Source organism: Lactiplantibacillus sp. 3062, from assembly GCF_055413545.1.
On the sequence record NZ_JBVAYE010000006.1, the window covers coordinates 92,799 to 107,026 of the forward strand.

Genomic DNA, 14,228 nt, shown 5'->3' on the forward strand with positions numbered 1-14,228 from the left:
GTCGCTTTATTTCCAAGATAATTCGTTAGCACCATCGACACCAACCGACATCAACGCGTGCTATAATGTAAGTTACATAGCCAGCGACGGCCCGTCGAATCCAGAACACGTTTGCTGACAAACAGCATCACAACCTTGGACCGATTAGCCATAAATTTCCATACTGGCACTAAATAAAAAATATTCACTGAATAATATAACGGAGGATCTTTCGATGACATTTGATTATGCACACCAAACTGATTGGCCCATGACTAGTGGTCAACATCAGTCACCAATCGATATTCAAACACAACACGTTCAGTCTTCACAGCTATCCGCCATCAGCTGGCGAGGCTTGTACCAAGCCAAAACGATTACGGGCGAAGCGACAACTTTGAAGGCTAGTGGAATTGGTGCCGCTTATTTGAACGACCGCGACTTTGCCTTTCAACAGATTCACTTTCATACGCCGGCAGAACACTTAATCGATGGGCAAGCCGCACCAATCGAATGGCATCTCGTTCATCAAAGTGCTACCGGCCAGCTCGCCGTCGTCGCCGTTTTTGGACGGATTGGCAAGCCTAATTCTAGTTTACAAGGCTTACTTGACCAGTTCACAGCCCAAACGAGCCATGAACTGACAACACCGGTCAACTTAACTGAGCTCCTCCCAGATACCGGGACTGTCTATCACTACTTGGGCTCATTGACGACGCCGCCACTAAGTGAAACCGTTGAATGGTATGTCTGTGCCGATACTGTCATGATTGGTGAACAACAATTAGCTGCTTATCAGCAATTATTTGCCGCTAATAACCGCAAGATTCAACCGTTAAACGATCGGCCAATCATTGCCGAACGTTTCTAAATAATTTTAATGGGGTGAGCTGATGCCTAAGAAAGTAATCTGGGGCTTGATTGCAAGTGGCCTATTTCTTTTATTGATCGTCGGTCTCGGACTGACAACACAAATCCATCAAGATAAAGTCAGTCACGTGATTACTGCGCAAAAACGGCCATTGATCATGATTGGAGGTAGTAGCAGCACGCGGACTGACTTTGATGACATCGTCCGTTCACTTAATGAGCAACAGCACCATCCGCTCATCACCCTGACTGTTAAGGCGAACCAAAAATTGGCGTTTAAAGAAAAACGCGTCGAGAACACCAACCTTAACGATGCCCTCATCGTGATCTTTTTCGAAGATAGCACGGACTCAACAGAGAACATTATGACCCAAACGAACGGCTTAGCCAAAGCTATTCGTTATTTGCAACGTCACCAACATCTCACCACGGCCAACGCACTCGGTTATTCAAATGGTGGCCTGATCTGGAGTCGCTATCTAGCAGGTTTGAGCTCGTCCAAACCATTAGCAGTCCACGATTTGATGTTGATTGGCACCCCATTCTTGGGTACTGATGCTGCACATCCTGATAAAACGCTCTATACACCACTTCTTGATCACAAGAACCAATTCAAGAAATTGCATGCGGTCATCAACATTGCCGGTGACACTGGCGAGGGTAACGACGATATCGTACCGCTCAGCAGTGTGAACGCTGGTGGCAACTTATTTATGAACAATGTTACCCGCTATACCGCCATGACTGTTAACCAAAAATCAATTAGTCACGGTGACCTGCTTCACGAAGCATATGTTGCCCGGCTCATTCGTCAAAATCTGATCAATCAATAGTATCTTTAGCTTTAGCTGATAAAAAACTGAGCCACCCTTCATAATGATGAAGTGATGGCTCAGTTTTTTTATGATTGATCGTCCGCTATGACTACTGACGATCAAACTATCCAACAATTTTGTGTCACGAGTAGCCCATACACGGGTTGCGCAGGGCTCAAAGGGGCGCCACGTCGATTATGAATTGGCAGTCGCTACAAATCGAGCTAGCTCATCGGTCGACATACCGGCACTGACACCCACCAGTAACTTAATCCGGGCTTTTTGTCCATTCAATCCCTGACAAAAAATCACACCCATTTGTTTTAATTGAACACCGCCACCTTCATAAGCATAGACATCCTGAGCGATACCGTTGAAGCACCGGGAAACCAGTACAACCGGAATCTGCATGTCTAATAATTTTTGCACAGCTGGTAACGTCGCCGGCGGCAAATTCCCCGCTCCCAACGCTTCAATGACTACGCCATGAGTCGTGGGTTGCGCAATGGCGTCAAATAGTTCTGGTCCCATCCCGGCATATGCTTTGATCAGAAAAACATTATCTGTGACCGTTTGAATCGGGCAAACCGTTGACCGTAGTAATGATTCAAAAAAGACAATGCCTTTATTAGCGACTAACCCAATCGGGCCAAAAGTCGGTGTTCTAAAAGTGGCCACGTTGGTCGTATGCGTCTTAGTGACGTAGCGGGCCGAGTGGATTTCATCATTCATAACCACTAAAACACCTTTTTCGGCCGCATCCGGTGTACTAGCCGTTTGAATCGCCGTTTCGAGATTATGCAGACCATCCGACCCAATCTCATTGGCGGACCGCATTGCGCCGGTAATCACAACGGGGAGCTCATTCGGTAAAGTAAGATCTAGAAAATACGCCGTTTCTTCTAGCGTATCCGTACCGTGAGTCACAACCACCCCATCGACCCCTTCGTGTGCGGCCTTATCGATCCGTTGCTTTAACTGCAACATCCGTGCCGGGGTGATGTGCGGCGACGGCACGTTAAAGACGTCCTCAGTCTCTAACTCAATATCCGTGCCAAATGAACTCTGATAATTGTCTAAAGGATTTTCATCTCCGGGGGTCACATTGCCGGATTCATCAGCCGACATCGCAATGGTGCCACCAGTGTGTAATACCAAAATCTTCTTCAAGAATACTCCTCCTCATCTTTTCACGTGCCTACGCACATCTAACAGTAAAATTATTTTAGGCTTGCCATCGCCTAATTGCAATCCACCCTCACTGGTTCTTCATGACAACTTCCTTAGATTCTCATACAAGTGATATCAACTAAAAAAACTATCAACCATTCAAACAATTTACAAAACCTAGCAACCAGATCAGTACGTTTTATTAGCCTACATAGTGCTAGTCACTCAATTAGTTCACTTATCAACTAGTTCGTTAATCGGTTCGTCGGTTAGTTACCCCTTCAGGACGAAGTCACTAACCTCAGTGCACCTTATTACTCAATTTCAGTCTCAGGGCTAACCGATTGACTACTCGCTAGACGTTGATAAATCAGCGTTTGACGTCCCAATGACTATCAAGCGAGAAAATAATGATTGACACTCGCGTTAGTTGCCTTTATAGTTAGTTACATAAGCAATTAACCAAATAACAAACCAACTAACTTAAGAGAGGTATTTAAAATGACAACCACACCAATCATGACCGTCAGCGACCTGCACAAAACGTATGGTAAGGCGGGCAGCAAACAATACGAAGCGTTAAAAGGCATTAATTTCAATGTGCAACCAGGGGAATTTGTCGGAATCATGGGCGCATCTGGTTCAGGGAAAACCACCTTGCTCAATATGCTGGCCACACTGGACCAACCAACTAGCGGTGAAGTGACTATTCATCAACAACCGATTACACATCTGAAAGGCAATCAACTTGCTGATTTCCGGGCCAAAGAGATTGGGTTTATCTTCCAAGATTTCAACTTATTAGAAACTATGACTGCTTACGAGAATATCGCCCTACCATTGTCGCTGCAAAATACGCCAGTCAAAAAGATCAAGCCAGCTGTCGAAAAAGTCGCACACCAATTGGGAATTGAAGAATTCCTATCAAACTATCCTAATGAATTATCTGGTGGTCAAAAGCAACGTGTGGCAGCCGCACGAGCCTTAATCAATGACCCCGCTATTCTATTTGGTGATGAACCAACTGGTGCCCTTGATTCTAAGTCAGCGCGTGAATTACTCGACCTGTTCACCAAAATCAACCAAGAACGGGCTGTCTCTATCTTGCTGGTGACCCATGATCCATTTTCAGCTAGCTTCTGTCAACGAATCTTATTCATCAAAGATGGCCGGATTGGGCAAGAACTTAAACGTGGGGATTTAAGCCGCAGTGATTTTTATCAACAAGTCCTCGACAACCTAGGGACATTTGAACAGTAAGCCGAAACAGTAAAAGGAGTCCTTTAAACTATGTTAACTAAACTTGCCATGACCGGCTTCAAACACCGTTGGCGCGACTACCTCGTTCTCTTTTCAGGACTGATCATGTCTAGCGCAATCTTCTATATGTTTGAAGCACTGGCCACTAACCAAGATTTCTTAAAACAAAATACGAGTATTAGTATGGTCGGCCTCATCTTCCAATTTGGTTCCGTACTACTCACAATCATCACATTAGTCTACATTGGCTATGCTAACTCATTCTTATTAAGTATGCGTAAGCGAGACTACGGGCTCTTCATGCTCGTTGGTGCACGCAAAAGTAAGATTGGTCAATTAATTTGGCTGGAAACACTACTTGTCGGTATCACTGCAACCATTGTCGGCATTCTTGTGGGAACAGCCTTAACTGTCGGCGTAAGCCAGATTCTGATTAACAGTCTAGGCCTGACGCTTCACCATTTTACAGCCTGGTACACGCCAGCTGCCATTGCGACACTGTTACTCTACGTTGGATTGTTCTTAATTGCCGGTTTATTCAACCTGCTATCCCTGACCAAGACACCAGCCTTGAAATTACTACACAGTAATGATCAACCTAACCGGCCACAACTAAAACCAGCCCGTCAACTCATCGAAATTGTCGTCGGTGTCATTTCAATTGCAATTGGTTACTGGTCAATGGCTAACCTGAAAATTTTGCAACTGATGGGAATTGGAATTGCGCTCGTCACAATTGTTCTTGGAACTTATCTGCTGTTTAACGCTATTTTTGTCTGGTTAATGGTCGCACTCAAACGATTCTCATTTGCCCAACGTGGTTTGAATGGCTTCACCTTATCACAGCTAAGCTTTAGAATTCGTAATTACACTAAGATGCTGTCAATTGTCGCAATGCTATTCGCACTAGCTCTCGGCGCAATTACAGTTGGAATGGGCTTTCACAGTCAAATTCCATCAATGGCTAATATTAATAACGCTTATGATATGGGACTGGTCAACGCTAGTACCGCTGAAAAAGCACAAATTGCAGCGATGAAGCCCAAGACAACGGCGACCTATCATTTCAAAGCAACCAAGAAAGTCGTTTATTTCCAAGCTGCTGAATTCAATCGGCAACCATTCACGACTATTCATACTCGCAATAAGAATCAACTGACTTTTAATACCGTTCATAATAATGCGGCTAAATTACAAAAATCAGAAGATAATTATCAACTGATGCAGCTTCAGAGTGGTGTCATGGCAACCGCAACACCCGTATTTTTATCAAAAACGGCGTACGCGAAACTTGCCCAGCCTGAACAGCGACTAACTGTGTTTACTACCAACAACGTTATCGAACATCGCGTTGCATTGAACAAACTGGCCAAACATCACTTTCACACTACCAGCCCTGAACAATTTGGAGGTCGCTATGCGATGTATCTAATGGTTAACGGCATGTACTCCGGGCTGGAATTTATGGGTATGTTCCTCGGAATCGCCTTTCTTGCAATGCTAGCTAGTTGCCTGATGTTCAAGATTCTGTCTGGTGCCGATGCTGATCAACACCGTTACAAGATGCTCGATAAAGTTGGAACCACTAGACGCCAGCTCAACGGTGCCATTAACAAAGAAATTGCTGTGCTCTTTATTCTTCCTGGAATCGTTGGTATTGTACACGTCTTGTTTGGGTTACAAATGTTCAAAATCATAATGGTTACCTCACCATATACCGGAATTTGGTTACCATTCTTGATTTTTGCCGGTCTCTACCTACTTTACTATCTCATTACGATCACCATCTATCGGCGAATCGTTTTACAATAACCTTTCGGAGGAGGGAAAAATCATGGTATACTTTGGATTAGTCGCTTTATTAATCGTTATTACACCATTACACCGTTACGTGCTCGCAAGTCGTCGTCAATTCTGGTTAGGGGCGCTCATGCCGCTTCTGTGGCTGAGCGTTAACTTCGGTTTAGCCACCCAGATTATCTTTGAACATCAAGACATTCTACTGGCCGTACTGGGCACCCTCCTCCTACTCTCTAGTTGGATTGCTGCCCGGATCGATCGTACCGAACGACAACTGCACCAGCCGCAACAAAAGGCCACAACGAAATAGGGCAATCACTGCAATGAGGTGAATAAAATGCAGTTCAACTTTAATAGCACGGAACCAATCTACTTGCAGGTTGCCGACCAAATTGAAGAAGCTATCTTTACGGAAACCTTCGCTGAAGGTGAACAAATTCCTTCGACAACCGAGATTTCTAAAGAATTTCATATTAATCCTGCGACCGTGCTTAAGGGCATGAATATTCTAGTTGATGCCCAACTGATTGAAAAACGGCGTGGGGTCGGGATGTTTGTCATCGCCGGTGCACAACAACGAATCGTTGAAAAGCGCCGGGATCAGTTCTACACCGACTACGTTAAAAAACTAGTCGCTGAAGCACAAAAGCTCCACATTACGCAAGATGAATTAGCTAAATTAATTGAACGGGGGTTTTCCGAATCATGAGTATTCAAGTTCAGGCTGTCCAGCAGGCCTTTCGCGGTCAAACCGTCCTGGATAATCTTAACCTAACGATCAAACCAAACACGATTTACGGTTTGCTAGGCCGCAATGGTGCTGGTAAAAGTACCTTGCTGAACATTATCAGCAATCGTATCTTTGCTGACAGCGGAACGGTCACCATGGACAACGAATCCATGTGTGATAACGACCGCACGTTAGGAAAGGTTTACTTGATGAGTGAAGTTAACCTCTATTCTGAGCGTTCCCGGGTCAAACAACTGTTTAAAACCACCGCACTACTCTATGGTGATTTTAATGACACTTATGCTAAAAAACTAGCACAAACCTTTGGCCTCGATTTAAACGCGCGATTTGGCAAATTATCGACGGGTTACCGAACAATTTTTAAACTGATTATTGCGTTATGTGTACCGGCTGAATACATCTTTTTAGATGAACCAGTCCTCGGTCTGGATGCTAATCACCGCGAAATTTTCTATCAAGAACTGATTGAAACCTATAGTGACCATCCCCGCACATTCGTGATTTCGACTCATCTCATTGAAGAAATTACGAACTTGATTGAACATGTCTTTGTGCTGGACCATCATCATATTATTGTTGATGGTGATGTCACCGACATCCTAGGGCAATCTTACGCGGTAACTGGTCCACAAACTGATGTCAGCACTTATACGGATGGTTTAAATATTATCGGCAAGGATCATCTTGGCGGAATTACGGCCCACTACGTTTACGGGCCATTAGATAACGACCGACCAATTCCTGATACGGTCACGGTCGAGCATCTGGACCTACAAAAACTATTTGTTAACCTGACTAATACCAAGGAGGAGGCCGCCGCTCATGTCAATTAAGGTTCGCAACACCACCCGTTATTTATTAACGGAACAATTGAAAATGACGGGGTGGTCGGTACTCGCTTTATTCGTCGTATTCGGAATACTACCGCTACTATTTGCAGTTATTACGGGTAATATTCGGCAGTATTCTCCACTTGGTAATTTTGCTAGCCTAAGCCTCGGGCCACTCTTCTTCATGCTTATCTTTATTGTGGGGTCACTCACTTATGACAACTTTAAGCTCTTAATCCAAAATGGGATTTCCCGACAAACCTACTTTCAAGCTCGAGTATTCGCATTACTCATGCTTAGTGGTTTGCTTGTCATCATCAATGCCATTTATTACTACGGTATTCATGCTCCGTATTTACACTGGAGCACCAACACCGCGTTGATGAGAACGGGCTATTCGCTGTATAGCCATGCGCTGGGAAATCAGGTCTGGCTAAACATTTTAGCTAGCTTATGCTTTAACTGGATTTTCTACATTGGCGTTGGCCTTACCGGCATCGCTTGTGGGACCTTACTCGCGTTATTTGGTAAATGGGCCAAAACGATTTTAATCATTGGCACTCCCATCATTGGCATGCTTATTATTTGGATAATGGTCATTATTATGACTCGCAATCAATCGAACTATAATTACACGGGGCTTGAAAACTTCTTGAAATTTATTATTGGTTATCCCAGCCACGGTGAAGCGACAACTGGTTACTTTAACCCAACCATGCCATTCATCACAATGCTGGTAGGTTGCGGTATCATCGGTGGTCTCGCCTATCTGTTCAACCGTAAGTTAAGAATCAGAAATTAAGCTGATAATCTAAAAAATGAAGCAGGTCGTGAAGTTATTGACTTCACGACCTGCTTCATTTTTTAATGGTTAATACAAACGTCACACCATTCGAGAAGTGGTTTTCCCACTAACGCTACTTTTCAACCTGCGTATTTTGCAAATCCGTCTTAACCACGATTACATCAGTCAACGCATTACGCTGCACATACGTTGTAACCGAGCCTTCCAGCACGCGTTCAACGGCATTTAACCCGGTTGCCCCCATCATGATCAAGTCATTATGATGATCCTTGACGAAGTCCTGTGAAATAATTGGTTTCGGACTTCCCATTCGAATGTGGAAGGCAATGTCCGTAAAGCCATCCTTTTTGACTTGATCAACCGTTTCTTTTAAATAAGCTTCAGAATCCTGAACCAATTGATACGTAATATCACCATCCGCCAAACCAGCTAAATTATACCCAAACTGACCGGGATCAATGACTGCTAACACATCGATATGTGCCTCATTACGTTTAGCGACTGCAACTGCTTTATCAAGCGCAATCTCAGCTTGTTGTGAGCCATCGAGGGGAACTAAAATATTCGAATATTCTTGTACCATTGACGTCACGCCCTTTCCATCTGTTAATTCTATTTTACCATTTATCAGCGTTGGTTGCGTTATCATTTATATAAACTAACTACCAGTTATGCACAGCAGCTCGCCGGCTAGCAGTGTCGGGTTTACATAATATTTACAACAACGACATCTGATATTTACAGTTACCCCTTACAATTGGAGTTAATCCACTTGGGGGTGAATAGTATGCTTTCTTTAGGTATTCGACCAGGCCTAATCGCCAGCCATACAATTGTAATCAACGATGCCCTTTCATATCAAATCCGGTTAAGCAAATTGCGTCTCGGACCCGATGTCTATCGGCTAGACATCCGTGCAACCACTACACTGGGCCGCTTGACCGTGTCCCACGCACATTACCATAACTTTGCCACGGCCCAGCAAGCCTTTAATCATCAGCGCCACCAACTTGAATCGCACTAAAAATATCCAACACGCAGCCATTTAATTATGATAGGATGGTACCTAGTAATAATCAGCTAAAGTGAGGGTATTCATCTGTGGGACAACTTATCAAACAACTCTGGCAGCGCTATCAAAGCGTCCTTTCCTATTTAATCTTTGGGGGCTTAACCACCCTAATTAATATTATTGTTTTTGGAATTTTCAACCAATTCTGGCCCTACTGGATAGCCAATACGATTGCCTGGCTCATCTCAGTGCTATTCGCCTATATCACGAATAAAATTTGGGTATTTGACTCACAAACACCTACTTTCCGTGCTGTTTTAATTGAAATGACATCATTCTTCGGATTCCGCCTACTCAGTTACTTTATTGACCAGGGGATTATGATTGTCGGTATTTCGGTTCTGCACGGAAACAACCTTATCGTCAAATTAATTGATCAAATTATTGTGGTATTACTCAATTGGTTCTTCAGTAAACTATTTATTTTCAAGGACCGTGGTCATTAAAGCGAACCAACTTAAACATCAAAACAAGCGTCGTAGGAATGTCCGAAAATTCCTGCGACGCTTATTTTATTCATAATAATTACCGACCCATCTTTTTTTCTGATACTTAACTTAGCTACTATTTTAGCAACCATATTTTTCACCCAAACTGGCGTTGCACCGTATGTAACGTCGCTAACTTTGTGACCACATCATCAATATTGACCCCATCCCAATTATAAAAAATATATTGGCGACCACAGCGCATCTTAATCACCAAATGACGTGCTGATGAAGCATAACCATTGCGAACTTCGGCCTGATCCGTCGTCAATGCATAGTATTGAATGTCATCCGTATTTAAAGCTAACTCTCCAATTCGTATCATGACTTGTTGACTGACCTCATTCGGCGGTCGAACTGACAAACAAGTCCCATCATGGTGCTGATACCGTAACTCTACCGCAACTAAACCGGCCGCGGTTAGCTGCGGTCTAAAATAAAACTCCGCGCCAATATGCAACGCACTTGACGGCCAAACTGCGGTTAGCCGAAATTTAAAATGCCGGCCATGAAAATCAGTCAGGATGCCTTGGTCGTAATCTGGTTGCATTACCGTAATATGCCCAATCATGACGATTCACTCCCTTCACTTAGTTATTGATAATGTATCACGCTTCACAAGCATAGTTGTGTTTAAAACCCATAATCAGTCGTTTTTACCATTTTTTATTAAAATAGTAATTAAATTATCCTTACTCATGCTAATATTTGAGTTAACCAACTTTATTGATCGGAGGTCCCGTTTTGATGACATTTACAAATCAAGAAACTGACTATCTTATGAACCTACTAACCAACCAGTTAATGGCCCTACTAAGCCGCGTCACGCGCTGGCAGACGCACAGTCTGAGTCAACACCAATATAACCAACAAGTACACGAAACGCTCCAACCCGAACTGAACATGCTCACGCAAATCACTGCTAAACTCCAGGGACAAGCCCGTGACCAAACTCAGCTAGGGGTCATTCAAACTGGTTTGAAGAAACTTCAAGTTGCCACCACCTATCAGCTAACTGCCGACCAACTTGCACACGCTAATGAACGCCGGCTGAATCGCCGATACCGCGATTAACTTTTACAACATCAGCATATTTACCAGGAGATTCAAAACTATTTCGCAATCCTTAACAGAAAATTCAAATTTCAATCACGAGTTAGCTACTTTTTCTCGGTACAATGGTTTTATCAACTCATACAACCACTTGACTGAAGGAGGGCTTCCATGTTCTTAATTGTTTACTGTACGTTCGCTATTGCGGTCTTTTTCTGGATATTCGGTTACGTTAAAACCGCCGTCATCATTGGTATACTGGCACTGAGCTTGATTGCTTACTCCTTCATTCGCCGAGAGATTACTCGACGACGTTTGCTCAAGCGACGCACGGTTACCAATAAAAGTCGTTAAAAAAATTCCAACACGCCGGTGTCGGAATTTTTTGGTTATTTTTGCATTTGTGATAAACAAGTGACGATCCGCTGAGCCGCCTCACGCACATTTTGCGGATTAGTCGCTAGGTTCAAGCGAACAAACCCCTGATCATCAGGACTAAACCACTCACCAAAGTCAACTGCGAGCTGACATTGATCTTGAATAAACGCTTTCGTTGCAGCTGGCTGAACGTACGCGCGTAAATCTAGCCACGTCAAATACGTCCCCTGCAAATCGGCTAAAACCAACTTAGGCGCGTGGGCGGCAAAGGTGGTGCATAAATAATGATAATTATCACGGACGATTGCCAAAATCTGGTCTAACCAGGCCGCACCCGATTCATAAGCCGTTTGGCCGGCAACCTGGCCTAAGACGCTGATCTCAGTCTGGCTGAAGCGCCCGATTTGTGCATCATAGCGTTGCCGTAATTTTGGATTAGGAATTACTAGATGTGAGTTCAAAAGCGCCGCCAGATTAAACGTCTTAGACGGTGCATTGACGACAATCACCCGGTCACTAAACCGCCCATTGGCTACCGTTAACGCCGATTTGAACGGATGGTTGGTCCGATCAATTTCTAAATCCTGGTGAATTTCATCTGAAATAACAAGCACATGATACTGTTCACATAATGCTAACAGCCGCGTCTCTTCATCTTCAGACCAGATCCGCCCCACAGGATTATGTGGCGAACATTGAATGAACAACCGCACCTCGTTCGCCTTAATTTGCTGTTCCACATCTTCAAAGTCAATCGTATAGTGACCACGATCATTGCGTAACTCAGATGTGACCAGCTGACGATGATTATCCCGCACCGCGTTGAAAAATGGATAGTACACGGGCGTCAGAATCAAAACGCCATCACCTGGTTGCGTTAAAATATTAACGAGCGCGTACAACGAATTGACCACGCCACTACCAAATCGAATCCAATCGCGTTTCAATGTCAGACCATGGCGTGCCTGTTCCCAATCGATAAAGGCTTGATAATAACGATCAGGCGTAATGGAATAACCATAAATGCCATGCGCCACTCGTTCTTGTAGTGCTTGCGTAACTTGTTCTGGCACTTTGAATTCCATGTCAGCGACCCACATTGCCAACAAATCAGGATTGCCATACCGAGCTTGTAGTGCGTCCCACTTCAATGAATCCGTATGCTGGCGCGTTGTTGCGTACTTCTTAATAAATGCTGCTTGTTCCATCTTAAAGGCCTTCTTTCTCAACAAAAAAACTTCGTCCTTAACTTACTAAGGACGAAGTTTATACTCCGCGGTACCACCTATTATTACAGTCTTGCTGTCGCTCACGCAACGTACTCGTTACGTTCAACCCAATTATCGGTGGTCAATCCGGGCTAATAGCATCAACCATTAGCCAACTCCGAGTTCATCTTCACAATAAGCTGATGGTCAAATTACACCACTACTTTGACTCGCTAGGCATCAACTTATTGTTACTCTTCTCATCAACATTTAATCTTCACGTTGCTTCTAAGTTACAACGTGAAGATTAAAAAGTCAACAACGTCTTTAAAATTGCGCTTGCTCTAAAACCTGGTAGCCATCGATTCGTTGGTCAGCGGTAGGAAACGCCCCGGTCTGTAAGAAACGCTTGGCCTGCATGACCCGCGGCGAACTATTCGACCAATTTAATTGATCAAGTGGCACTCGAGCGGCCCCCGCCGACATTGATTCGGTGTAATGCGGTCGTTTGAGCAACAAATGGCCCCCCACCGGTTCCAGTAAATAATAAATATTAATTAACGTTGCTGGCAATTCTAATGTTGTTAAGGCTGGAATCGTAAGCTGGACGGTCCCAAGTTGCTTTGAAATAACAGTTTGTAGTCCTGTTTGAAGTTGTGCAATCTGACTAACGGCCTCACTCAACGTGGCCCGTGTCGTCACTGGTGCGGTTACTAAATCATAACGGTTCTTGAACGGCCCGGTTAAGGATTTATTAAGGACCATGGCCGTCGAATCACCAATGATACCACAAACAAATAGTGGACTAATTGCTGGTTCGTTAATCATCAATCTTTTCCTTCTCTCAGTCATACGATTAAATAGATAAATTAATTAGCCTATAAAAATATAACAGTTACATTTTACCTTAGAATTATGATAAGGTTCCTAAAAAAAGCATGCGAATATGAATATTTAACAACTTTTAATAATTCTATGAAAAAAACCGAATCTTGGCTACTAAAACGCACAAGGTTCGATTACTTTTTTTGTTATTTAGTTAGATTGCACATCGGTCGTATTAATAAATGACTGGGCTGGCACACGAATTAACCACCGCGTCATGGCTTGATGCCCCACATGGACACCTAAGCCATTCCAGAATGACGGCTGATAAGTGGCTGTCAGCTTCACTGCGTAGGCTTTTTCGTGCTGCCGGTCTTCTTTAACCAGCTGCTTTTGTGACCACGGAATACCAGCATCCGCCACTTTAACTTGCGAAAGATTAGTCACCACGGTCGCCTTGTTACTTGAAACAGTATATTTCGCACCATTAACCCAGTAATTATAAATATGCACGGGTTTTTGGGTCGTGCCCCGATCCACCGCGACATAGTAGGAACCATTAGTCCCAACTCGCAAAACCAGTGGTTCAACTTGATACGTTACCTTAACGTCCTTAGCATCTGACAGGTCGACCTGGTGATTGAAAGTCACGTATCCCATGCCAACTAGTAATCCGAGACTAACGATTAATTCAACGGTGGTAATGATAAGATTTCCCCACTCAAACGTATGCTTACGTTCCACGATCATCTTGATGCGTCGTACGCGAATATGATGAAATACCCACACGACTAACGCCAAAACAATGATCCACGCAATGATCCCAATCCAATTCCATGCAGAAGTCATTGATTGCCAACCCTTTCTCAATTACATTATTATGTTCTAATTGTAAATAATCCAACCTTAAATAACAAGTAATCC

General features: G+C 43.7%; 18 protein-coding genes. 12 read left to right on the top strand and 6 right to left on the bottom strand.

All coding sequences use genetic code 11. The features are described from left to right. Window positions 1–214: 214 nt before the first annotated feature. Window positions 215–850: a carbonic anhydrase family protein gene (locus ACWQAU_RS09765; RefSeq protein WP_015380741.1), complete on the top strand. Its 636-nt coding sequence runs from the start codon at window positions 215–217 to the stop codon at window positions 848–850. 22 nt (window positions 851–872) lie between these two features. Continuing rightward, the gene (locus tag ACWQAU_RS09770; protein WP_011101900.1) at window positions 873–1,682 is read left to right on the top strand and encodes an alpha/beta hydrolase; all 810 of its coding nucleotides are present in this window, start codon (window positions 873–875) and stop codon (window positions 1,680–1,682) included. Between the two features lie 177 nt (window positions 1,683–1,859). Here the strand turns inward: ACWQAU_RS09770 and ACWQAU_RS09775 are convergent, their stop codons facing one another. Further along, a complete protein-coding gene (locus ACWQAU_RS09775; RefSeq protein WP_003642578.1) occupies window positions 1,860–2,834 on the bottom strand; it encodes an asparaginase in 975 nt (324 codons plus the stop codon). A 501-nt stretch (window positions 2,835–3,335) separates the two neighbouring features. Between ACWQAU_RS09775 and ACWQAU_RS09780 the strand changes: the two genes are divergently transcribed. The 6 genes from ACWQAU_RS09780 to ACWQAU_RS09805 are packed head-to-tail and all read left to right on the top strand — an operon-like array spanning window position 3,336 to window position 8,277. Then, the gene (locus ACWQAU_RS09780) at window positions 3,336–4,094 is read left to right on the top strand and encodes an ABC transporter ATP-binding protein (protein WP_003642577.1); all 759 of its coding nucleotides are present in this window, start codon (window positions 3,336–3,338) and stop codon (window positions 4,092–4,094) included. 30 nt (window positions 4,095–4,124) lie between these two features. Further along, complete coding sequence (locus ACWQAU_RS09785) at window positions 4,125–5,906, top strand: FtsX-like permease family protein (RefSeq protein WP_003645858.1); 1,782 nt, start codon at window positions 4,125–4,127, stop codon at window positions 5,904–5,906. Between the two features lie 22 nt (window positions 5,907–5,928). Then, complete coding sequence (locus ACWQAU_RS09790) at window positions 5,929–6,204, top strand: hypothetical protein (protein ID WP_003642575.1); 276 nt, start codon at window positions 5,929–5,931, stop codon at window positions 6,202–6,204. Between the two features lie 27 nt (window positions 6,205–6,231). Continuing rightward, window positions 6,232–6,603: a GntR family transcriptional regulator gene (locus ACWQAU_RS09795; RefSeq protein ID WP_003642574.1), complete on the top strand. Its 372-nt coding sequence runs from the start codon at window positions 6,232–6,234 to the stop codon at window positions 6,601–6,603. Next, on the top strand, window positions 6,600–7,478 hold the full coding sequence (locus ACWQAU_RS09800) for an ATP-binding cassette domain-containing protein (protein ID WP_003642573.1): 879 nt from the start codon (window positions 6,600–6,602) through the stop codon (window positions 7,476–7,478). Before ACWQAU_RS09795 ends, ACWQAU_RS09800 begins: the two co-directional genes overlap by 4 nt. Beyond that, window positions 7,468–8,277, top strand: coding sequence for an ABC transporter permease (locus ACWQAU_RS09805; protein WP_011101902.1), 810 nt, complete (start codon window positions 7,468–7,470; stop codon window positions 8,275–8,277). The genes ACWQAU_RS09800 and ACWQAU_RS09805 overlap by 11 nt, the downstream gene beginning before the upstream one ends. A gap of 115 nt (window positions 8,278–8,392) precedes the next feature. Here the strand turns inward: ACWQAU_RS09805 and ACWQAU_RS09810 are convergent, their stop codons facing one another. Next, window positions 8,393–8,863, bottom strand: a complete 471-nt coding sequence (locus ACWQAU_RS09810; protein WP_003644733.1) for a universal stress protein — start codon at window positions 8,861–8,863, stop codon at window positions 8,393–8,395. 204 nt (window positions 8,864–9,067) lie between these two features. Between ACWQAU_RS09810 and ACWQAU_RS09815 the strand changes: the two genes are divergently transcribed. After that, window positions 9,068–9,304 carry a hypothetical protein gene (locus ACWQAU_RS09815; RefSeq protein WP_003642570.1) on the top strand — a complete coding sequence of 79 codons (237 nt, stop codon included), beginning with the start codon at window positions 9,068–9,070 and terminating at the stop codon, window positions 9,302–9,304. A 77-nt stretch (window positions 9,305–9,381) separates the two neighbouring features. After that, window positions 9,382–9,798: a GtrA family protein gene (locus tag ACWQAU_RS09820; RefSeq protein ID WP_027821843.1), complete on the top strand. Its 417-nt coding sequence runs from the start codon at window positions 9,382–9,384 to the stop codon at window positions 9,796–9,798. Window positions 9,799–9,937: 139 nt separating this feature from the next. Here ACWQAU_RS09820 and ACWQAU_RS09825 read toward each other — a convergent pair whose 3' ends face one another. Continuing rightward, window positions 9,938–10,411 (bottom strand): hypothetical protein, encoded by a 474-nt coding sequence (locus ACWQAU_RS09825; RefSeq protein ID WP_021356322.1) that lies wholly within the window; start codon window positions 10,409–10,411, stop codon window positions 9,938–9,940. A 176-nt stretch (window positions 10,412–10,587) separates the two neighbouring features. Here ACWQAU_RS09825 and ACWQAU_RS09830 point away from each other — a divergent pair, with 176 nt between their 5' ends. Next, window positions 10,588–10,914 carry a hypothetical protein gene (locus tag ACWQAU_RS09830; RefSeq protein WP_027821842.1) on the top strand — a complete coding sequence of 109 codons (327 nt, stop codon included), beginning with the start codon at window positions 10,588–10,590 and terminating at the stop codon, window positions 10,912–10,914. 150 nt (window positions 10,915–11,064) lie between these two features. Then, on the top strand, window positions 11,065–11,247 hold the full coding sequence (locus tag ACWQAU_RS09835) for a hypothetical protein (protein ID WP_003645852.1): 183 nt from the start codon (window positions 11,065–11,067) through the stop codon (window positions 11,245–11,247). Window positions 11,248–11,282: 35 nt separating this feature from the next. Here ACWQAU_RS09835 and ACWQAU_RS09840 read toward each other — a convergent pair whose 3' ends face one another. From ACWQAU_RS09840 to ACWQAU_RS09850, 3 genes are all read right to left on the bottom strand, one after another. Continuing rightward, window positions 11,283–12,479 (bottom strand): MalY/PatB family protein, encoded by a 1,197-nt coding sequence (locus ACWQAU_RS09840; protein ID WP_046040155.1) that lies wholly within the window; start codon window positions 12,477–12,479, stop codon window positions 11,283–11,285. Window positions 12,480–12,806: 327 nt separating this feature from the next. Then, a complete protein-coding gene (locus ACWQAU_RS09845; protein WP_003645850.1) occupies window positions 12,807–13,307 on the bottom strand; it encodes a hypothetical protein in 501 nt (166 codons plus the stop codon). 207 nt (window positions 13,308–13,514) lie between these two features. Continuing rightward, window positions 13,515–14,153 (bottom strand): LVIS_2131 family protein, encoded by a 639-nt coding sequence (locus tag ACWQAU_RS09850; RefSeq protein WP_003642563.1) that lies wholly within the window; start codon window positions 14,151–14,153, stop codon window positions 13,515–13,517. Window positions 14,154–14,228: the final 75 nt, after the last annotated feature.